The sequence below is a fragment of the Pandoraea terrigena genome, assembly GCF_902459705.1.
In the GTDB taxonomy this organism is placed as follows: Bacteria; Pseudomonadota; Gammaproteobacteria; order Burkholderiales; family Burkholderiaceae; genus Pandoraea; species Pandoraea terrigena.
Window position 1 is genome coordinate 31353 of record NZ_CABPRU010000004.1, and the last position, 19471, is coordinate 50823.

Annotated in this window: 18 protein-coding genes and 1 tRNA gene; 2 read left to right on the plus strand and 17 right to left on the minus strand. The window is 62.5% G+C overall.

The features are described 5' to 3' along the window. Positions 1-206: 206 nt before the first annotated feature. The 14 genes from PTE31013_RS10270 to PTE31013_RS10335 all read right to left on the minus strand — a co-directional run bounded on the left by PTE31013_RS10270 (position 207) and on the right by PTE31013_RS10335 (position 13864). Positions 207-602 (minus strand): MerR family transcriptional regulator, encoded by a 396-nt coding sequence (locus PTE31013_RS10270; protein ID WP_150612729.1) that lies wholly within the window; start codon positions 600-602, stop codon positions 207-209. Positions 603-681: 79 nt separating this feature from the next. Continuing rightward, on the minus strand, positions 682-1074 hold the full coding sequence (locus tag PTE31013_RS10275) for an integration host factor subunit alpha (protein ID WP_150589157.1): 393 nt from the start codon (positions 1072-1074) through the stop codon (positions 682-684). Positions 1075-1136: 62 nt separating this feature from the next. Continuing rightward, positions 1137-3575, minus strand: a complete 2439-nt coding sequence (gene pheT / locus PTE31013_RS10280; protein ID WP_150612730.1) for a phenylalanine--tRNA ligase subunit beta — start codon at positions 3573-3575, stop codon at positions 1137-1139. Positions 3576-3661: 86 nt separating this feature from the next. Next, entirely contained in the window at positions 3662-4675 is a 1014-nt protein-coding gene (gene pheS / locus PTE31013_RS10285) for a phenylalanine--tRNA ligase subunit alpha (RefSeq protein WP_150589159.1), read from the minus strand. A gap of 150 nt (positions 4676-4825) precedes the next feature. Then, positions 4826-5185, minus strand: coding sequence for a 50S ribosomal protein L20 (gene rplT / locus PTE31013_RS10290; protein ID WP_010806048.1), 360 nt, complete (start codon positions 5183-5185; stop codon positions 4826-4828). A 25-nt stretch (positions 5186-5210) separates the two neighbouring features. Continuing rightward, entirely contained in the window at positions 5211-5408 is a 198-nt protein-coding gene (gene rpmI, locus PTE31013_RS10295) for a 50S ribosomal protein L35 (protein ID WP_010806049.1), read from the minus strand. Between the two features lie 185 nt (positions 5409-5593). After that, positions 5594-6136: a translation initiation factor IF-3 gene (infC, locus tag PTE31013_RS10300; protein WP_150613023.1), complete on the minus strand. Its 543-nt coding sequence runs from the start codon at positions 6134-6136 to the stop codon at positions 5594-5596. A gap of 28 nt (positions 6137-6164) precedes the next feature. Further along, the gene (gene thrS, locus PTE31013_RS10305) at positions 6165-8072 is read right to left on the minus strand and encodes a threonine--tRNA ligase (RefSeq protein WP_150612731.1); all 1908 of its coding nucleotides are present in this window, start codon (positions 8070-8072) and stop codon (positions 6165-6167) included. A gap of 238 nt (positions 8073-8310) precedes the next feature. After that, positions 8311-8387 (minus strand) — tRNA-Val (locus PTE31013_RS10310). Between the two features lie 74 nt (positions 8388-8461). Continuing rightward, positions 8462-10714, minus strand: a complete 2253-nt coding sequence (locus tag PTE31013_RS10315) for a RelA/SpoT family protein (RefSeq protein WP_150613024.1) — start codon at positions 10712-10714, stop codon at positions 8462-8464. Positions 10715-10806: 92 nt separating this feature from the next. Next, positions 10807-11163 (minus strand): RidA family protein, encoded by a 357-nt coding sequence (locus PTE31013_RS10320; RefSeq protein ID WP_150612732.1) that lies wholly within the window; start codon positions 11161-11163, stop codon positions 10807-10809. 66 nt (positions 11164-11229) lie between these two features. Further along, positions 11230-12108 carry an alpha/beta fold hydrolase gene (locus PTE31013_RS10325; protein ID WP_150612733.1) on the minus strand — a complete coding sequence of 293 codons (879 nt, stop codon included), beginning with the start codon at positions 12106-12108 and terminating at the stop codon, positions 11230-11232. A 395-nt stretch (positions 12109-12503) separates the two neighbouring features. Next, positions 12504-13142: a CoA transferase subunit B gene (locus tag PTE31013_RS10330; protein WP_150612734.1), complete on the minus strand. Its 639-nt coding sequence runs from the start codon at positions 13140-13142 to the stop codon at positions 12504-12506. A gap of 23 nt (positions 13143-13165) precedes the next feature. After that, positions 13166-13864, minus strand: a complete 699-nt coding sequence (locus tag PTE31013_RS10335; protein ID WP_150612735.1) for a CoA transferase subunit A — start codon at positions 13862-13864, stop codon at positions 13166-13168. 228 nt (positions 13865-14092) lie between these two features. Between PTE31013_RS10335 and PTE31013_RS10340 the strand changes: the two genes are divergently transcribed. Next, positions 14093-14638 carry a PAS and helix-turn-helix domain-containing protein gene (locus tag PTE31013_RS10340; RefSeq protein ID WP_150612736.1) on the plus strand — a complete coding sequence of 182 codons (546 nt, stop codon included), beginning with the start codon at positions 14093-14095 and terminating at the stop codon, positions 14636-14638. Between the two features lie 52 nt (positions 14639-14690). Here PTE31013_RS10340 and PTE31013_RS10345 read toward each other — a convergent pair whose 3' ends face one another. The 3 genes from PTE31013_RS10345 to PTE31013_RS10355 all read right to left on the minus strand — a co-directional run bounded on the left by PTE31013_RS10345 (position 14691) and on the right by PTE31013_RS10355 (position 17306). Continuing rightward, positions 14691-15104: an acyl-CoA thioesterase gene (locus tag PTE31013_RS10345; protein ID WP_281351809.1), complete on the minus strand. Its 414-nt coding sequence runs from the start codon at positions 15102-15104 to the stop codon at positions 14691-14693. A gap of 180 nt (positions 15105-15284) precedes the next feature. Then, positions 15285-16349, minus strand: coding sequence for a TRAP transporter substrate-binding protein DctP (gene dctP / locus PTE31013_RS10350; protein WP_150612738.1), 1065 nt, complete (start codon positions 16347-16349; stop codon positions 15285-15287). Positions 16350-16529: 180 nt separating this feature from the next. Continuing rightward, complete coding sequence (locus PTE31013_RS10355; RefSeq protein ID WP_150612739.1) at positions 16530-17306, minus strand: SDR family oxidoreductase; 777 nt, start codon at positions 17304-17306, stop codon at positions 16530-16532. A 178-nt stretch (positions 17307-17484) separates the two neighbouring features. On the opposite strand from PTE31013_RS10355, the gene PTE31013_RS10360 reads away from it, so the two are divergent. After that, the gene (locus PTE31013_RS10360) at positions 17485-19155 is read left to right on the plus strand and encodes an electron transfer flavoprotein-ubiquinone oxidoreductase (RefSeq protein WP_150612740.1); all 1671 of its coding nucleotides are present in this window, start codon (positions 17485-17487) and stop codon (positions 19153-19155) included. Positions 19156-19471 lie beyond the last annotated feature (316 nt).

The window sequence follows — 19471 nt, forward strand, 5'->3', positions numbered from 1 at the left end:
TCAGCCTTTGCATCCATGCGCGCAAAGGTCGGTGTTGGCCCGGTCGTCAGTAGGCGCCAGCGGTCGTCGCTGCCGGACACCATGGTTTCCGGCAAGTGTAAGGCAATCGCGGCGCCCCCGGAAGTCGTTCGACGCCGGCGCGAAAAGGTCGACAAGATGGCGGAGCACGTGAAAGGAAAGCGGCCGCTCGGGCGCGACCTCCCCGCTCAGGACTTCAACAGATCGATGATGGCTTCCAGGCGGCGACGCAGATCAACGACGTCGACCGTGGCCCCCGATTCAGCCAACGGCGCCGGCTCGCCCGCTGGCCCGGCGGCCCCACCCATTGTTCGCGGGCCGCGCGACGTATCGGCCTCGAGACGGTTACGTGCGCCATTGATGGTGAAGCCCTGCTCGTAGAGCAGTTCCCGGATACGCCGGATCAGCAGGACTTCATGGTGCTGGTAGTACCGTCGGTTACCACGCCGCTTGACTGGGCGCAGTTGCGTGAATTCCTGCTCCCAATAGCGCAGTACATGTGGCTTGACGCCACACAGCTCGCTCACCTCACCGATGGTGAAGTAACGCTTTGCGGGAATCGGCGGCAAGGCAACGTGATCCATCGCGGCGTGAGCAGAACGGGACGACGGTTAAACTGCGGAGGAAAAACCAGCGGCCGCCACAGAATGCGGCGGCCGGGAATTACTTGCTCAGCACGCCGGATTCCACCATCGACTTGAGCTTCTGGCTGGCGTGAAAGGTGACCACGCGACGTGCCGCGATCGGAATGGCCTGGCCGGTCTTCGGATTCCGGCCTGGCCGTTGCGGCTTGTCGCGCAATTGGAAGTTACCAAAGCCGGAGAGCTTGACGCTGTCGCCGGACTCCAGCGCATCACGGATCGATTCGAAGAACGCCTCGACCATATCCTTTGCTTCGCGCTTGTTCAAGCCGACTTGCTCGAACAGCAACTCGGCCAGCTCGGCCTTGGTCAGCGTCGGCGCTTCGGTCGAGACCTCGTTCGTGTCGCTGCGACCCAGCGCGATGCGCTGCGCCGCAAGCATGGCTTCAAATTCACCAGGATTCATTTCGTTCATACGTCCCACGCGATGGCGATGACAGTGCGATAACCCACTCGCAAGCGGATGCTTACCAAGTTTCAGGCGCGCAAACGTGCGCCAAACCCTTCTACCCGTTGTACCAGTGCGTTAATAGCGCCCTGGACCGTCTCGTCCTGCAACGTACCCGAGGGGTCTTGCAGAGTAACACGAAATGCCACGCTTTTGTCCTGCGCCCCCAGCGAGCCCGACGCCGCGCCAGCCTTCGGCCGGAACTCGTCGAACAGGCGGACCGATTGCACCACGCTGCATGCCGGATCGTCGTGACGCGCCGCCAGCATGGCGTCGATCAGCCCTTGCACCGGCTGCGCCTGATCCACCACCAGCGCGATATCGCGCGTGACCGGCGGGAACTTCGAGATGTCTTCGTAGCTCGCGACGTCGCGCACGAACAGCGCCTGCGCTTCGATCTCGAACAGCACCGGCGCATGCGGCAGGTCGTACTTCTGCTGCCAGCGCGGATGCAGTTCGCCGATGATCCCGACACGCTTGCCGTCGACTTCGATCGCCGCGCTGCGTCCCGGATGCAACGCCGGGTGGTCGGCCTTGACGAAGCGCGCCGTGCGCGGGGACAGCAGCGCTTCGAGATCGCCCTTCACGTCGAAGAAATCGACCTGACGGGTTGCCGCGCCCCACTGCTCTTCAAACACCGGGCCGTAGGCAAGGGCCGCCACCGTGAGCGGCTGGCGGTAGCCGCCAACGCTCAGCTCGCCCGAGGCGACCGTGTTGTCGCGATGGTAGGTGCGGCCGATTTCGAACACGCGAACGCGCGACGCCTTGCGATTCAGGTTGTAGCGCGTGGTCGCGATCAGGCTGCCGATGAGCGTCGAGCGCATCACCGCGAGATGGCTGGCGATCGGGTTGAGCAGCTTGATGGGCTGGTCGTTGCCGGCGAAGTCGGCTTCCCACTCGGCGTCCACAAAGCTGAAGCCAACCGTCTCGTGATAGTCGCGCGCGGCCACGGCATGGCGCACGGCATGCTGCGAGCGGCGGCCTTCCTGTGTCGGACGCATTTCGCTTGCGGCGACCGGTGGGTTGGCCGGAATGCGATCGAAACCGTAGATGCGTGCGATCTCTTCGATCAGGTCCTCTTCGATCTCGATGTCGAAGCGATACGATGGCGGCGTGACATGGAACACGCCGTCTTGCAGCGTGAACGGCAGGCCCAGCCGCGTGAAGATGGCGCTCATCTCCGCCTCGGTGACCGGCACGCCCAGAATCTTGACGGCGCGCGCCACCCGCAGGCTCACCGGCTGGCGTTCGGGCAACTTCGCAACGTGGTCCTCGAGCGGACCGGCCTGGCCGCCGCAGATGTCCAGCACCAGTTGCGTGGCACGCTCGAGCGCGCGCCCGTTGCCCGCGAAGTCGACGCCGCGCTCGAAGCGATGCGAGGCATCGCTGGTGAAGTTGTACTTGCGTGCACGGCCCTGAATCGCCTGCGGGAAGAAGAACGCGCCTTCCAGGAAGATGTTCTGCGTTTCCAGGCCCGCCTTGGTGGCGTCGCCGCCCATGATGCCGGCGAGCCCGATCGGGCCGCTGGCGTCGGTGATGGCGAGCACCGTCTCGTCGAGCGTCACGGTCTGTTCGTTGAGCAGCTTGAGCGTCTCGCCTGCACGCCCGAAGCGCACGTCGATCCCGCCTTGCAGACGATTCAGATCATAGACGTGCAGCGGCTGCCCCAATTCGAGCATCACATAGTTGGTGATATCGACCAGCGCGGAGATGCTGCGCTGACCCGCACGCTCAAGGCGCTCCACCATCCAGCGCGGCGACGCTGCGGCAGCGTTCACGTTGCGAATGATACGGCCTCCGAAGCGCCCGCATCCTTCCGGCGAACCGATGCGCACCGGCAACGTGTCAGCGATCGTCGCAGGCTGGGCGCCCTGCCCCGGCAAGTCCTTGAGCGGCGCGCCGGTAATGGCGGCGACTTCGCGGGCGATGCCCAGCAGCGACAGGCAATCCGCCTTGTTCGGTGTGAGCTTGACGACGAACACGGTGTCGTCGAGATCAAGATACTCGCGAATGTTCATGCCGACCGGTGCGTCGTCCGGCAGAATCATCAGACCGCCGTGGTCTTCCGAGAGCTTCAGCTCGCGTGCCGAGCACAGCATGCCGTAACTCTGCACGCCGCGCAGCTTGCCAATCTTGATCTGGAACGGGGCCCCGCCAGCCTCGGCCGGGGGCAATGCCGCGCCCACGGTCGCGCACGGCACCTTGATGCCCGGCGCCACGTTGGGCGCGCCGCACACGATGGTGAGCGTCTCGCCGGTGCCGGCATCGACCTGGCAGACATTCAGGCGGTCAGCGTCCGGATGCCGGGCGACGTCGAGCACCTTGGCCACGACCACGCCGGTAAACGGCGGGGCGACCGGGTCGGTTTCCTCGACTTCGAGCCCGGACATCGTCAGGGCGTGCGCCAACGCGTCCGTCGACAAGTCCGGGTCGACCAGGGTACGCAGCCACGATTCGGAGAATTGCATGGATCAGTTCGCTCGCAGTTAAGTCTTCACATCCGAGAGCCCGGCGGCAGCGGCGTCGCGCGCCAATCCGGGGCCATCGGCATCGATTACATGAATTGGCGCAGGAAGCGCAGGTCGTTCTCGTAGAACAGGCGCAGATCCTGCACACCGTAGCGCAGCATCGTCAGACGCTCCAGGCCCGAGCCGAACGCGAAGCCGATGTAACGCTCCGGGTCGAGTCCCATATTGCGCACGACGCTCGGATGCACCTGCCCCGAGCCGGAGATCTCCAGCCACTTGCCAGCGTTCTTGCCGGTCTCGAACTGCATGTCGATTTCGGCGGACGGCTCCGTGAACGGGAAATACGACGGGCGAAAACGCACTTGAATGTCGTCGCGCTCGAAGAACTTGCGCAAGAAGTCGGTGTACACGCCCTTCAGGTCGGCGAAGCTGATGTCTTCGGCAATCCACAGGCCCTCGACCTGGTGGAACATCGGCGAGTGTGTGGCATCGGAGTCGACGCGATACGTGCGGCCCGGCGCGATCACCTTGATCGGCGGCTTGTTCATGCGCGCGTAACGCACCTGCATCGGGCTCGTGTGCGTGCGCAGCAGCAACGGCTTGCCGGCGTCGTCATTCCCTTCGATATAGAACGTGTCCTGCATCGAACGCGCCGGGTGGTTCTCCGGGCTGTTCAGTGCCGTGAAGTTGAACCAGTCGGTTTCGATTTCGGGGCCGTCGGCCACGTCGAAACCAATGGAACGGAAAATCTGTTCAACGCGCTCCCAGGTGGTGAGCACGGGGTGCAGGCTGCCAGCGCCCAGGCCTCGGCCGGGCAGCGTGACGTCGACGGCCTCGGCGGACAAGCGCGCGTCGAGCAGCGCGTCGGCCATGGCCTGGCGGCGTGCCTGCAGGGCGCCTTCGATCTGTTGCTTGGCCGCATTGATCCGCGCGCCCTCATGCTTGCGCGCGTCGGGATCAAGCTTGCCGAGGCCCTTGAGCAACTCGGTCAGCTGGCCGGTCTTGCCAAGAAAGCGGGCTTTCTCGTTTTCCAGCGCGGCGGCGTCGGGAGCGGCGGCGAACGCACGCTGCGCTTCGCTGACGATAAGTTCCAGATCCATATGCTACAGACTCAAGTTAGGCGGTCGGAATGGCCGCATGTTCAAGCAAAAAGCGAGCGAAAAGGCAGGCAAAAAACAAAAGGGGGCTCCGATGAGAGCCCCCTCCTGGCGGATGGCGCGCGGTAAAGCGCGCGATACGCTAACTACAGCTTAGGCTGCGACGGCGGCTTTCACCTGGGCGACAATCGCGGCAAACGCCGGCTTGTCGTTGATGGCCATGTCGGACAGCACCTTGCGGTCGAGTTCGATCGAGGCCTTCTTCAGACCAGCGATGAACACGCTGTAGGTCATACCGTGCTGACGCACACCTGCATTGATACGCGCAATCCACAAGGCGCGGAACACGCGCTTCTTGTTACGGCGATCGCGATAGGCGTACTGCCCAGCGCGCATGACCGCTTGCTTGGCGATGCGGAAGACGTTATTGCGGCGGCCGCGGAAACCCTTGGCAGCAGCGATGACTTTCTTATGGCGGGCCCGTGCGGTGACCCCACGTTTGACTCGAGGCATGTTTCTCTCCTATCTAAGTCGGGGTTTAAGCGAAGGGCAGCATTGCGCGTACGGAGTTCAGATCAGACTCATGAACGCCGACGGCACCGCGCAGGTGACGCTTATTCTTGGTGGTCTTCTTCGTCAGAATGTGACGCTTGAAGGCCTGACCACGCTTGACGGTACCGCCAGGACGCACGCGAAAGCGCTTCTTGGCACCGCTCTTGGTTTTCATCTTGGGCATGAAAAACTCCGGGTTTTTAACATGATCACAGGTGTGACGCCAAAATCGCGCCCCTTGTAGAACCCGAGACCACTTGTGTTCAGGGTCAGACGGCACCCTGCATCGCTGCCGCGGCCTTACGGACCACGGCGGCAATTCCTTGCAGCCTGGCGGTATCGTTCGACACCGCCACGGCGTTACTTCTGTTACTTCTTCTTCGGCGCGATGACCATGATCATCTGACGGCCTTCCATCTTCGGCATCTGTTCCGGCTGGCCGAACTCTTCGAGATCGGACTTCAGACGTTCCAGCATACGGGCGCCGATTTCCTGGTGAGCCATCTCACGGCCGCGAAAGCGCAGTGTGATCTTGGTCTTGTCGCCTTCTTCGAGGAACCGCCTCAGATTGCGCAACTTGACGTTGTAGTCGCCGTCGTCGGTGCCAGGCCGGAATTTGACTTCCTTGATCTGAACAACCTTCTGCTTCAGCTTGTTCTCGTGCGCTTTCTTCTGTTCCTGGTACTTGAACTTGCCATAGTCCATCAGGCGGCACACTGGCGGCTGCGCCTGCGGCGCGATTTCCACCAGATCGACGTCAGCCTCTTCGGACAGACGGAAAGCCTCGGCGAGTTTCATGATGCCGAGCTGCTCACCGTCGACTCCGGTTAGACGCACTTCAGGCGCAGTGATCTCGCCATTGATGCGATGCGCTTTATCGGTAGCGATGTTGCTTATCCTCGAAAAAAACAAAAAATTTAGCCGCGCTGTCCGACAGGCGTTATTGGAACGTTGCGCATTCCTGCGCCAGACGTTCGATGAGCGCGTCAACGGGCATCACACCCAGATCCACGCCGCCACGGGCACGCACGGCTACCGTATTTGCTTCCTGCTCTTTGTCCCCAACCACAACGAGATAGGGAACCTTCTGCAACGAATGCTCGCGTATTTTATAGCTAATTTTCTCGTTGCGCAAATCGCCGCGAGCCCTAAGCCCTTGTTCTTTCAACTTTTTCGTCACTTCCTGGGCGTAATCGGCGGTTTTTTCGGACACATTCAGCACAATCACCTGCTCTGGCGCGAGCCAGACCGGCATTGCACCAGCATGGTGCTCGATCAAAATGCCAATGAAACGCTCGAGCGAACCCAGGATGGCGCGGTGGAGCATGACGGGGCGGCGACGGCTGTTGTCCTCGGCCACATACTCGGCGTCCAGGCGCTCAGGCATCGAGAAATCGACCTGCATCGTGCCGCACTGCCATTGCCGGCCAAGCGCGTCCTTGAGGGTGTATTCGATTTTCGGTCCATAGAACGCCCCGTCGCCCTCGGCGATCACGAATTCGCAGTTCGAACGGCGCAGCGATTCCATCAATGCAAATTCGGCCTTGTCCCAGTTCTCGTCCGAACCGACACGATGCTCAGGACGCGTTGCGACCTTGTAAATCATGTCCGTGAACCCGAAATCCTTGTATACGGCATGCAGGAGCGCCGTGTAATTCACGCACTCGTCGAGAATCTGGTCTTCCGTACAGAAAATGTGACCGTCGTCCTGCGTGAAGCCGCGCACGCGCATCAAGCCGTGCAGACCGCCCGACGGCTCGTTGCGATGACACTGGCCGAACTCGCCATAGCGCAGCGGCAGGTCGCGATAGCTGTGCAGCGCCGAATTGAAAATCAAGACGTGGCCCGGACAGTTCATCGGCTTGAGCGCATAAGCGCGATTCTCCGACTCCGTCGTGAACATGTTGTCCTTGTAGTTCTCCCAGTGCCCCGATTTCTCCCAGAGCGAGCGATCGAGAATCTGCGGGCCCTTCACTTCCTGATAACCGTTATTGCGATAGACGCGGCGCATGTACTGCTCGACCTGCTGCCAGAGCGTCCAGCCCTTCGGGTGCCAGAAGACGAGACCGGGCGCCTCTTCCTGCATGTGGAAGAAGTCCAGTGCGCGGCCGAGCTTGCGGTGATCGCGCTTTTCCGCCTCTTCGAGCATGTGCAGGTACGCATCCTGGTCTTCCTTCTTCGTCCAGGCCGTGCCGTAGATGCGCTGAAGCTGCTCGTTCTTGGCGTCGCCGCGCCAGTAGGCGCCTGCGACCTTCATCAGCTTGAAGACCTTGAGCTTGCCCGTCGACGGCACGTGCGGGCCCCGGCAAAGATCGACGAACTCGCCTTCGCGGTACAGGCCGATCTCGTCCGTCGCCGGAATCGATTCGATGATCTCGGCCTTGTATTTCTCGCCCATCGACATGAACAGGCGCACGGCGTCGTCGCGCGAGAGCACTTCACGCGTGACCGGCTCGTCCTTCTTCGCCAACTCGTGCATCTTCTTCTCGATGGCCTCGAGATCTTCCGGCGTGAAGGCGCGATGGAACGAGAAGTCGTAGTAGAAGCCGTTCTCGATGACCGGACCGATCGTGACCTGCGCTTCGGGGAACAACGTCTTGACGGCGTAGGCCAGCAAGTGAGCCGTCGAGTGACGGATCACGTCGAGACCATCGGCATCCTTCTCGGTGACGATGGCAAGGCTCACATCGCGATCGATCAGATAGGACGTGTCGACCAGCTTGCCGTCCACGCGGCCGGCCAGGGCCGCCTTGGCCAGCCCCGTGCCGATCGAGCCGGCGACTTGCGCCACCGTGAGCGGGGCTTCGTACTGGCGTTGCGAGCCGTCAGGCAAACGTACCGAAATCATGTCGCACTCCCATGCGCAAAAACGTCACGCGCGGCCAACGCCACGCGGCAAAACCACGAAAAAAAACGGCCTCGACTGTCGTCGAGGCCGTCTCTTCATTCCGTGCATCCAGACGAAAAACACCCTCGACTTAACGTCGCACCTTCACCACTGTGAAAGTTCGGGCGGTCTTCAACATGAGTGTTTTTCCAGCACCTGTGTCTGCGGGGTCTCGCGGACTGTCATGCATCAAATTCGTTGGTAGGCTCGATTGGACTCGAACCAACGACCCCCACCATGTCAAGGTGGTGCTCTAACCAGCTGAGCTACGAGCCTACTACAAGAGAACGAGATTCTAGCAACATTTCCGCAGGGCGCCAAGCGATTATTGTGCCTGCCGCAAAAACCGCTTACCGCCGACGCGACGACACCACGCCCGCCACCCCGCCCAGTTGTGCCAGCGCTCGCTGCAACTGTCCGCCATCGCGCACTTCCACCGTGAACTGCATGAACGCCTGCGCCCCCCGCGACTGCGTGCTGACACCCGTGACGTTGAGCTTCTCCCGCGAGAACACTTCGGAGATGTCGCGCAGCAATCCCTGACGATCCGTCGCCTCGATCTGGATGTCCACAGGATACGCGGCGACGCCCCGCCCTTCGAGCACGTCGGCCGACCATGCGGTCTGAATCACTCGCTCCGGCGCGCGCGTCTTCATGGCCTGAAAACTCGTGCAATCCTGGCGATGAATCGACACGCCCTTGCCTCGCGTGACAAACCCCACGATCGGATCCGGCGGCGCCGGCCGGCAGCATTTGGCCAGTTGCGTGAGCAACGCGCCGACGCCCACGACCAGCACGCCGCTCTTGGCCCCCTGAGTGACGCTGGTGTCGAGGCTCTTCTTCGCGACGAGCGTGTCCTCGTCGCGCGGCTCCGGCCCCGGCAGGTTGCCCGACAACGCCTGCTCGACATGTCGCAGGCTGAACTCATCCTTGGCGATGGACGCGTAGAGATCGTCCGGCGTACGGAACCCGAGACGAGCGGCCAGCTCCTCCAGATTGACCGACGTCTTGCCCTCGCGCTGCAGCGTCTTGTCGATCAGCGCGCGGCCGTGGGCAATCGTCTCTTCGAGATCGATGGCATTGAACCATTGACGCACCTTCTGGCGTGCCCGGTGGCTCTGCAGATACCCCAACTGCGCGTTGAGCCAGTCGCGCGACGGACCGCCCTGCTTGACCGTCACGATTTCGACCGTCTGGCCGTTTTGCAGCGACGTATTGAGCGGCACCATCGCGCCGTCGACACGCGCGCCACGGCAACGGTGCCCCAGCTCCGAATGCAGGTGATACGCAAAATCAACCGGCGTCGCACCTTGCGGCAACGCGATCACCCGCGCCTGCGGAGTGAGCACGTAGATGTGATCGTCAATCGTCGCGCGCTTGAGCTGCGCCCACGGTTGCGCGGCCCCTTCGGCGCCCACGGTATCGGCCACGTCGTCTTTCCAGGCGAGCAACTGACGCAGCCAGGCGATCTTCTCGTCGTAGGCCTCGTTCGCCGAAAACGCTCCACCGTAGCCGCGCTGCCCCGCTTCCTTGTAGCGCCAATGGGCCGCGATGCCGTACTCGGCGAAGTGATGCATCTCGTTCGTGCGAATCTGTACCTCGAAGGCCCGCCCGTCGTCGCCGATCACGACCGTATGCAGCGACTTGTAGCCATTGGGCTTCGGACGCGAGATGTAATCGTCGAACTCTTTCGGAATCGGCTGCCACAGGTTGTGGACAATGCCCAGCACCGTGTAGCAATCCTTGATGTCATCGACGATCACGCGAAACGCGCGCACATCGTACAGCTCGGCGAAATCCACCGCCTTGCCGCGCATCTTCTTCCAGATGCTGTAGATGTGCTTCGGCCGCCCGGACACTTCGGCCCTGACGCCGGCGCGCGCCAGTTCCTCCTGAAGACGCTGGATCGCCCCCTCGATGAACGTCTGACGCTCGACGCGCTTTTCTTCGAGCAGCTTGGCAATCTGTTTGTACGTGACGGGCTCAAGGAAGCGGAAAGCGAGGTCTTCGAGCTCCCACTTCAGTTGCCAGATGCCAAGGCGATTCGCGAGCGGCGCATAGATCTCGAGCACCTCGTGCGGCATGTCCTCGGGGGGCGCCTTCTTCTGCGCCGCATACCATCGCAGCGACTGCAGACGCGACGCCAGCCGGATCATCACCACACGGATGTCCTGCGCGAACGCGAGCAGCATCTTGCGCAACCCTTCGACCTGCGACTTGCGCTCCGCCGCGGCGTCGCGATCGCGCCCGTCGGACGGCATGGCCTGCGCGGCGCGCGAGCCCGCGCCCGAGAGACGCTGCAACCTGCGCACGTCGATCACGAGTGCAGCAACTTCGGCGCCAAACGTTTGGGTCAACGTGGTTTGCGGATCCGGCAGGTACTCGACCGCCGAGAAAAGCGCCGCGGCCTGATGCGTTGCCTCGTCGACACGCAACGTATCGAGAATGGCGAGCATGCCGCGCGCGTGCGCCATGATCGGCTCGCCGGACGACAGCAGGTGCTCGCCGCACAGCGTCTCGGCGAACGCGAGCGCGTCGTCGAGCGTGGCGGGCAGCGGGGTATCCCCCGCGCCGGGGGGCGAATTCCTGGCGTCGGGCGCCATTGCCGAATTCGTGCCAGCGGATGTCGGGGCTTGATGTTGGGTCATGTCGGAACACGGGGCGACACGCGCCCCTGATGATGCGGGCCGTGCACTCAGCGCTCGCGCTGAGCCGCCACGACCACGATTTCAACAAGCATGGCAGGGTCGGCGAGCAACGCCTGCACGGTGGCACGCGGAGGCGCATTACCGGCCGGTACCCACTCGTCCCACACCTGATTCATTTCACCGAAATACTTCATGTCCGAAATGTAGATCTGACAGGAAAGAATCAGCGACTTGTCGCTGTTCGCCTCGGCGAGCAGACGGTCGATGTGCGCGAGCACCTGACGCGTCTGGCCGGCGATGTCCTGCGTACGGTCATCCGGCGTCTGGCCTGCCAGATAAACCGTGCCGTTGTGCACGGCCATGTCCGACCAGCGCTTTTCGACATAGAAACGTTGTACTGCCATGATATAAGACTCCTCGTGTTCTTCGAACGTCGGACCTGTCGACGTACCCGGCCACCGGGGCGAGTATCAGTCGGCACATCCTGCAAAAAATCGTCGTGCGATCTCGATCTGATCCGCATGCACAAACGTCGGTGCGTGTCCCACGCCGGGTATTTCGACGGCGCGCGCGTGTTGGGCGTGCGCCAGCATTTGTTCAAGCGTCGCGCGCGAGAGCAGATCCGACTGCTCGCCGCGCACTACCAGTATGCGCCCGGAAAAGGCCGCAAGCGACGCCCATAGCATGGCCTCACCGGCCGTCACGGCCTCGGGCGAGATCGCGGCAAACGCCGCCCCGAGGGAAGGGTCGTAACGCAACACATATCCATCGCCGTCGGCCTTGAGCAGCGGTTCGCACAATGCGCGCCATTCCTCAGGGGTATGCGGGCCAAAAGACGACGAGATCGACCAGAGGTAAGCGGCGCCCTCGTCGATCGATGCAAAACGCTTCGGCGTGCCGACATATTGACCGATGCGCGCGAGCGCCGCAGCGTCGATATGCGGCCCGACATCGTTGAGCAGCAAACTCCGAATCGGTGTATCCGGCAAACCCGCGAGCCCCATGCCGATCAATCCGCCCATCGACGTGCCGAACCAGTCCACCGTCGCCACGCCCAACCGCGCAATCAACGTCACCATATCGGAGACATATTGCGGCACCACATACCCTGCCGGATTGCGCAGCCACGACGACTGCCCCCGCCCGACCACGTCGGGACACACAACACGGTAGTCGTTCACGAGCGCCTTCGCCAGCGCGTCAAAATCGCGCCCGCAGCGCGTGAGCCCGTGCACGCACAACAGCACGCGCGGATTCTCCGGATCGCCCCACTCCGTGTACGCCATACGATGCAACCCGGACGGACTCAGACACTGAACGTTCGACAAACGCGGCGCGTAGCTCGGCATGACAGACTCATCGGATCGGTTTCCAGATCCGAATTCTACCGCGCTTGTCGCGAACCGTACGCTAGAATGAGGCGACGCATGCGCCGCATCAAACCGCCATTTTCGGCCACGCGGATCGACATTGCTCCCATGCCGCCAGTCAGGTGCGCGGCGTCGCCTGGAACATGGACGGCGGCTGGGCCGCCCAGTCATTGCGCGAGCCGCGCCGACGGGACGCGAAAAGACCGGCGTCCGTATCGCTGGCAGCACCAAAACAAAACGGGCGGGGAAATCCCCGCCCGTTTCGCCTTCCACCGGTCACCGGGTTCAACGTCCACGGCAACCCTCAGCAATACTGCGTGTCAGACATCCCCGGCGCGCAAGCGACCGGAGACGACCGACACGTCGCCCACGCGTCAGACAGCGCTCACGTCGAGCGGCGCCCCGGTCTTCTGCGAAATTTCTTCCTTCGTCACGCCCGGCGCGAGTTCGACCACCTTCAGCCCGTCCGGCGTCACATCGATCACACCGAGGTCGGTAATGATGCGGTTGACCACGCCAACACCAGTAAGCGGTAGATCGCAGGCCTTCAGTATCTTGTGCGCATCGCCCTTGGCAACGTGCTCCATGAGCACCACCACGCGCCCGACGCCGGCGACGAGATCCATCGCACCGCCCATGCCCTTGATCATCTTGCCCGGGATCATCCAGTTCGCGAGGTCGCCCTTCTCGCTGACTTGCATCGCCCCGAGGATCGCCAGATTGATGTGGCCGCCGCGGATCATCGCGAACGAATCCGCCGACGAGAAAATCGACGACCCGGGCAGCGTCGTCACCGTCTGCTTGCCGGCGTTGATCATGTCCGCATCGACTTCATCTTCCGTCGGGAACGGGCCGATGCCGAGCAGGCCGTTCTCCGATTGCAGCCAGACTTCCATGCCTTCGGGGACATGGTTTGCCACCAGCGTGGGCAACCCGATGCCGAGGTTCACGTAAAAGCCGTCTTCCAGCTCTCGCGCCGCGCGCGCAGCCATTTCATCACGATTCCATGCCATGGTTATCTCCTTGATCTCGGCGCTTACTTGGCACGTACCGTGCGTTGTTCAATGCGTTTTTCCGGATGGGCGTTCAGCACGATGCGCTGAACGAAGATGCCGGGCAGGTGCACGTCGTCCGGGTCGATCGAACCGGTCTCGACCAGTTCCTCGACTTCGACGATCGTCACCTTGCCGGCCATGGCCGCCACCGGATTGAAGTTGCGGGCGGTGCGATTGAACACGAGGTTGCCGGCGCGATCGGCTTTGGCCGCCTTCACGAGCGCGACGTCGGCGCGCAACGAGCGCTCCATGACGTACGTGTCGCCGTCGAATTCACGGGTCTCCTTGCCTTCAGCGACCACGGTACCGACCCCCGTCTTCGTGAAGAACGCCGGAATGCCAGCACCACCGGCGCGCAGCTTTTCGGCCAGCGTGCCCTGCGGCGTGAATTCGAGTTCGAGCTCACCGGCCAGATACTGGCGCTCGAACTCCTTGTTTTCGCCCACGTACGACGAAATCATCTTCTTGATCTGACGCGTCTCGAGCAGCAGCCCCAGGCCGAAGCCGTCCACACCGGCGTTGTTGCTGATACAGGTGAGCCCCTTGACGCCGGAGTCGCGCAGCGCGGCGATCAGGGCCTCAGGAATGCCACACAGGCCGAAGCCGCCGACGGCGAGCGTTTGCCCGTCTGCGACAACATCGGCGAGCGCCTCCTTGGCGCTGGCGTATACCTTGTTCATCGTTTGTCCCTTTCCCTCGGTTGAGAATTGAAATTATGCCGCGCGCTTGCGCGTTGCGAGGCTTGCGCCGCCCCGCGAATCGCCGTGGCCACGCCCCTCATGCAATCATAGAGCTTACGGTGGTGTGCAAATCGGGCACAATACGTGAAATTACATATCTTCCTGCGCGCCGGGCCGTAGCACGCGACCCACCGGCGCGCGCTTCGACAGGATCTGCGCTGCTCCCCCATGCCGACGTTCGACTACCAGACAGCTTTTCACATCGCACCCGTCGGCCTGGTCATTTCGCGCCAGCGCATCATCGAGGACTGCAATCGCCAGCTCGGCAAGATCTTCGGCTACGAACCGGAGGCCCTGATTGGCCAGTCGTTCCAGGTGCTGTATCCGTCGCCGAAGGAGTTCGAGCGCATTGGTGAGCGCATTCCACCGATCATGAGCGCGCAGGGCGTCTATTCCGATGAGCGCATCATGCGCCGTGCCAGTGGCGAGTTGTTCTGGTGTCATGTGACAGGTCGATCGCTCGACGTGAACGACCCCCATGCCGCCGGTCTCTGGACCTTCGAGGACATGTCGGCCACCCGTCGGGTTGCCGTCGCGCTGACCGCTCGCGAGCGCGAAATTGCGGCACAACTCGTGCAGGGAAAGACGAGCAAGCAGATCGGCAAGTTTCTCGACATCAGCCCGCGGACTGTCGACATCTACCGTGCCCGTTTGATGCAGAAGTACGGCGCCGGCACCGCCACTGAACTCGTTCAACGGCTGCTCGGCAACTGAGCGACACGAGGGGGGCAGACAGCGCCCCCTTCCAATGCCCCGGACGCCCGCCTCAAGCCATCAATGCACGCACCGCTTCCGGCAGCGGCACCGATTTTTCAGCCTTGTAGTTGACCCAAACGATCTTCGCGCCGCCCTCGGCAACGAGCACATCCGGCATATCGGCGCGGCGCAACTCGAAGCGGGTATCGACACTGCTTCGACCCAGTGTGCCCACCGACATGCGGCAATCGATATCGCCCGGATAGCGCAACTGACGCAAGAACGTCATGTTCGCGTTGATGATCACAGGCCCCTCGCCCGTCGAGCTTTCTTCCGACGCGATATTCAGCGACTCCAGCCACGAAATACGCACCTGCTCCATGTAGCGGAAGTAGACGGTGTTATTCACATGCCCGAAGGCATCCATATCGCCCCAGCGAATGGGCATACTCATCCGAAACACTTCTTTGTATTCTGACGACACTGCAAATTCCCCATATTGAAAAGCGACGCCCTGCCGTCTAATGACAGCGCGCCATGGGGAGAAAGTGTAGCGCTTCGCAGGGATCCGCGCGCGGCAAGCCATGCCGATTGGCCGGGATCTGCCGCCTTTTAGGAATCGCGTGGAGCCGCGGCTCGGACACGTCCGACGCGAGCAGGCGCGTTACCTGCGAACGCTGGCGTCGCGCGGCTTGGCGGTCATCCCTTCGTCATTGACGGCGGCCTCGGCCTTGTCGACGAGATCGCGCCCGACCAGCACCTTCCATTTCGCATAGACGGGACGCGTCGCATCGACAAAGCGCTGGCGTTGTTCCGGCGTGAGTCGCGTCACCTTCACGCCGCGCGCCTCCAGGTCGCCCCAGGCTGCATTCGCGCCGCTCAGCACGTCTTCGCGCGCGAGTGTCACTTCGAAGCGCGCCGCCTCGACCGCCGCGTCACGAACGATGTCGCGATCCTGCGGTGTCCAGCTATCCCAGACCTGCCGATTGACCGAGAACACGATGGGATCGGCCACGTAATCCCACACCGTGATGAATCGCTGTCCCAACGTATCGAGCCGCACATTGTTGAAGACCGTGATCGGATTCTCCTGGCCATCGATCTTTCGTGCGCGCAGCGCACGCATTGCATCGTTCCACGTCATCTGGGCCGGCACGGCGCCCAATGCCGTGAAGATATCGTTGAACAGCAATGACCCGACAACACGGAAACGCAGACCGCGCATATCCTCAGGCGCACGGATCGGCCGGCGCGAATTGCTCAGTTGACGGAAACCGTTCTCCCCCCACGCCAGCGGCACGACGCCCTGCTCTTCCACGCGGCGAAACAGTTCGCGCCCCACGTCGCCCTGCGTAAGGGCGTCGAGAGAGCGACCGTCACGCAGCAGGAACGGCAGGGAGAAAACGTTGAATTCGGGAATCGCGGACGACCAGTTGATCGTCGAGCCGACCGCCATGTCGATCACGCCCTGGCGCAATGCAGTGAATTCGCGTGTTTGATCGCCGCCCACGAGCGAGGCCCCTGTGTGCAATCGAATGTTGATGCGTCCGCGCGTTCGCTCGCGCACCATGTCCGCCCAGAGTTGCGTGCCTTTGCCCCAAGGGGTGCCCGCATCGGGCACGATCGACAGCGCGTATTCAGCCTTGTAGGGGCGCGCGGCCACCGGCAGCGCGATTGCGGCAAGGGCAAGCGCGACTCCGACGAGCGCCCGCCAGCCTTGATTCGGCATGTTGTCCTCAAGATGATTCGGGATCCGACGTCAACGCGACGTCCTTCACGATCCCGTTCGCATCCGTGAATTATGCGCTCGTCGCCACGGCGCTGACTGCCTCGGACAATCCCCGATTGCCGCATCGCAGCGCGCCTGCGCAATGGGCCGAATCGCCCGCTGCACAAGGCCCACCACCGCTTAGGCAATCGCCAGGCCATCGTCGATCGTCATGATCGACCCGTTGATGAACCTGGAATCGTCTGACGCGAGAAGCAAAATCAGCCCGTCCAGATCGCTCGGTTCGCCGACGCGTTGGCGAGGCAGCATCTCAATGAGCTTGCGACCGGCATCGGTCTGCCAATGTTCGTGGTTGATCTCGGTGTCGATATAGCCCGGACACAACGCATTGACGTTGATGTTGTAACGCCCCCATTCCAGCGCCATCGCGCGGGTCATGTGGATGACCGCCGCCTTGCTCACGCAGTAGACGCCGAGCAAGGAAATTGCGCGCTGCCCGGCCACCGACGCCACGTTGATGATCCGATGCTGGCGCTGCGGGTCGCCCTTTGCACGCCGGATCATGCGCTTGGCGACTTCCTGCGCCACGAAAAAAGTACCGCGCGTGTTGGTGTTCAGAACGTAGTCGTAGTCCTGCGGCGTGACATCAACCAACCGCTGCTGCGTCGACACCCCGGAGTTGTTGATCAGAATGTCGATGGCCCCCGCCTCGGTCTCGGCATGGGCCACGCCGGCACGAATGCTGTCGTAGTCCGTCACATCGAGGGGAACGACGTGTGCCGCACCGCCTTGCGACTCGATCTCCGCGCGCAATTCCTTGAGCCGTTCAACGCGTCGGCTGGCAAGCACAACCTTCGCCCCAGCCTGGGCAAGGACCTTGGCAAACTGCATGCCAAGTCCGCTGGAGGCCCCCGTCACCATTGCCACTTTCCCTTCCAGATTCAGCGAACGCCCCATCATCGTCTCCCTCGAGCCTCGACACCAATTGAAAAACGGCGACGCCGCATGGCCTGCCGCTAGAGTTGACCACCTACCAAACTGAACGATCGTGCCATTAATATGCGGTTGCGAGGCGCCTCCCATTCCCGGAAAATGGCCGCACCCACGAATTCTAACGTTTATCACAGGAGCATCAATGGATCCCAAGCTGCTTGAGCAGTACGGCCCCAGGGAGTCGATGGAGTATGACGTCGTCGTTGTCGGCGGCGGTCCGGCCGGCCTGTCCACGGCTATCCGTTTGAAGCAACGCGCGCAGGAGGCGGGAAAGGACATTTCCGTGTGCGTGCTGGAGAAAGGCTCGGAAATCGGGGCCCACATCCTCTCCGGCGCAGTCATGGATCCGCAAGCGCTGACCGAACTTATCCCCGACTGGAAAGCCCTCGGCGCGCCGCTCGACACCCCGGTCACCGAAGATCGCTTCCTGTTCCTGAGTGAGAACGGCGCGACCCCCACGCCGTCGTGGCTGCTGCCCGCCTGCTTCCAGAATCATGGCAATTACGTCATCAGCCTGGGTAACGTCGTGCGCTGGCTCGGCCAGCAGGCCGAAGCCCTGGGCGTGGAAATCTTCCCGGGTTTCCCCGCCGCCGAGATCCTGTATGACGAGAGCGGCGCGGTCATGGGCGTGGCCACCGGCAACATGGGGGTCGGCAAGGACGGCGAACCGACCGAGAACTTCCAACTTGGCATGGAGCTGCATGCCAAATACACGATCTTCTCGGAAGGCGCACGTGGCAGCCTGGGCCGGCAACTGATGCGCAAATTCAATCTCGACGAGGGACGCGATCCGCAGGCCTACGGCCTGGGCATCAAGGAACTGTGGGAAATCGACCCGGCCAAGCACAAGGAAGGCCTCGTCATCCACACCGCCGGCTGGCCACTCAACGCACAAACCTACGGCGGCTCGTTCCTCTATCACCTGCCCAATCACCAGGTGGCTGTCGGCTTCATCGTCGGCCTTGATTACGGCAATCCGTATCTGTCGCCGTTCGAGGAATTCCAGCGCTACAAGACGCACCCATCGATTCGTCACTTCCTGGAAGGCGGCAAACGCATCTCCTATGGCGCACGCGCCATCACGGCGGGAGGTCTGCTGGCCCTGCCCAAGCTCGTCTTCAAGGGCGGTGCACTGGTCGGGTGCGAAGCGGGCTTCCTCAACGTCAGCCGGATCAAGGGCAGCCACGCCGCCATCAAGACCGGCATGATGGCCGGTGACGCCGCGTTCGACGCGCTGGTTGCCGGGCGTCAGCGTGACGAACTCAGCGCCTATCCGGCGGCATTCGAACAATCATGGCTGCACGAGGAGTTGAACAAGGCACGCAACTTCAAGCAATGGTTCAAGAAGGGCCTGACCATCGCCACGATCATGACCGGCATCGAGCAAAAGCTGCTCGGTGGCAAGATGCCGTGGACGATTCACCGCGAGAAGGCCGATCACGAGTGCCTGCTGCCGGCCGCGCAATGCCAGCCGATCGTCTACCCCAAGCCGGATGGCAAGCTCACGTTCGACCGCCTGTCGTCGGTGTTCATCTCGAACACCAACCACGAAGAGAACCAGCCAGCGCACCTCACGCTCAAGGATCCCAGCGTGCCGATCGGCATCAATCTGGCCGAGTACGCAGGGCCTGAACAACGTTATTGCCCGGCAGGCGTGTACGAATTCGTGAAGAACGACGACGACTCCGAGCGGCTGCAAATCAACGCGCAGAACTGTGTGCACTGCAAGACGTGCGATATCAAGGACCCGACGCAGAACATCGTGTGGGTCACGCCGGAAGGGGGTGGCGGGCCGAACTACCCGAATATGTAATGCTGCATCGCCGCCGGTTCGTCCGGCGGTTTTTGTTTGCGGGTCACGACGTTGCGTTGTGTCGCCACCCGCCTGCCGGCGACGCGTCCTGTCGATCTCGAACGCATGTCAATGGCAAGGAGACACGATGCCCAAATCGTCCGTTGCTCATCGGGTGGCGCAAGAGGCCGGACGGCACACGCTACGCCGCCAAAGGCGAACGCCCAATCACGCGATGCTGGGCGCCAGACGCAAAAACGCCAGACAATCTGTCTGGCGAATCGCACGCGCTGCGGCTGACGACGCCCGGGCGGCACCTTGCACCACGTCAGTCCGG

Bases quoted from the DNA above. Each gene is read 5' to 3' on its own strand.
- PTE31013_RS10270 (WP_150612729.1), bottom strand. From the start codon at position 602: ATGGATCACGTTGCCTTGCCGCCGATTCCCGCAAAGCGTTACTTCACC.
- PTE31013_RS10275 (WP_150589157.1), bottom strand. From the start codon at position 1,074: ATGAACGAAATGAATCCTGGTGAATTTGAAGCCATGCTTGCGGCGCAG.
- pheT (WP_150612730.1), bottom strand. From the start codon at position 3,575: ATGCAATTCTCCGAATCGTGGCTGCGTACCCTGGTCGACCCGGACTTG.
- pheS (WP_150589159.1), bottom strand. From the start codon at position 4,675: ATGGATCTGGAACTTATCGTCAGCGAAGCGCAGCGTGCGTTCGCCGCC.
- rplT (WP_010806048.1), bottom strand. From the start codon at position 5,185: ATGCCTCGAGTCAAACGTGGGGTCACCGCACGGGCCCGCCATAAGAAA.
- rpmI (WP_010806049.1), bottom strand. From the start codon at position 5,408: ATGCCCAAGATGAAAACCAAGAGCGGTGCCAAGAAGCGCTTTCGCGTG.
- thrS (WP_150612731.1), bottom strand. From the start codon at position 8,072: ATGATTTCGGTACGTTTGCCTGACGGCTCGCAACGCCAGTACGAAGCC.
- PTE31013_RS10315 (WP_150613024.1), bottom strand. From the start codon at position 10,714: ATGGCGCCCGACGCCAGGAATTCGCCCCCCGGCGCGGGGGATACCCCG.
- PTE31013_RS10320 (WP_150612732.1), bottom strand. From the start codon at position 11,163: ATGGCAGTACAACGTTTCTATGTCGAAAAGCGCTGGTCGGACATGGCC.
- PTE31013_RS10325 (WP_150612733.1), bottom strand. From the start codon at position 12,108: ATGCCGAGCTACGCGCCGCGTTTGTCGAACGTTCAGTGTCTGAGTCCG.
- PTE31013_RS10330 (WP_150612734.1), bottom strand. From the start codon at position 13,142: ATGGCATGGAATCGTGATGAAATGGCTGCGCGCGCGGCGCGAGAGCTG.
- PTE31013_RS10335 (WP_150612735.1), bottom strand. From the start codon at position 13,864: ATGAACAAGGTATACGCCAGCGCCAAGGAGGCGCTCGCCGATGTTGTC.
- PTE31013_RS10340 (WP_150612736.1), top strand. From the start codon at position 14,093: ATGCCGACGTTCGACTACCAGACAGCTTTTCACATCGCACCCGTCGGC.
- dctP (WP_150612738.1), bottom strand. From the start codon at position 16,349: ATGCCGAATCAAGGCTGGCGGGCGCTCGTCGGAGTCGCGCTTGCCCTT.
- PTE31013_RS10355 (WP_150612739.1), bottom strand. From the start codon at position 17,306: ATGGGGCGTTCGCTGAATCTGGAAGGGAAAGTGGCAATGGTGACGGGG.
- PTE31013_RS10360 (WP_150612740.1), top strand. From the start codon at position 17,485: ATGGATCCCAAGCTGCTTGAGCAGTACGGCCCCAGGGAGTCGATGGAG.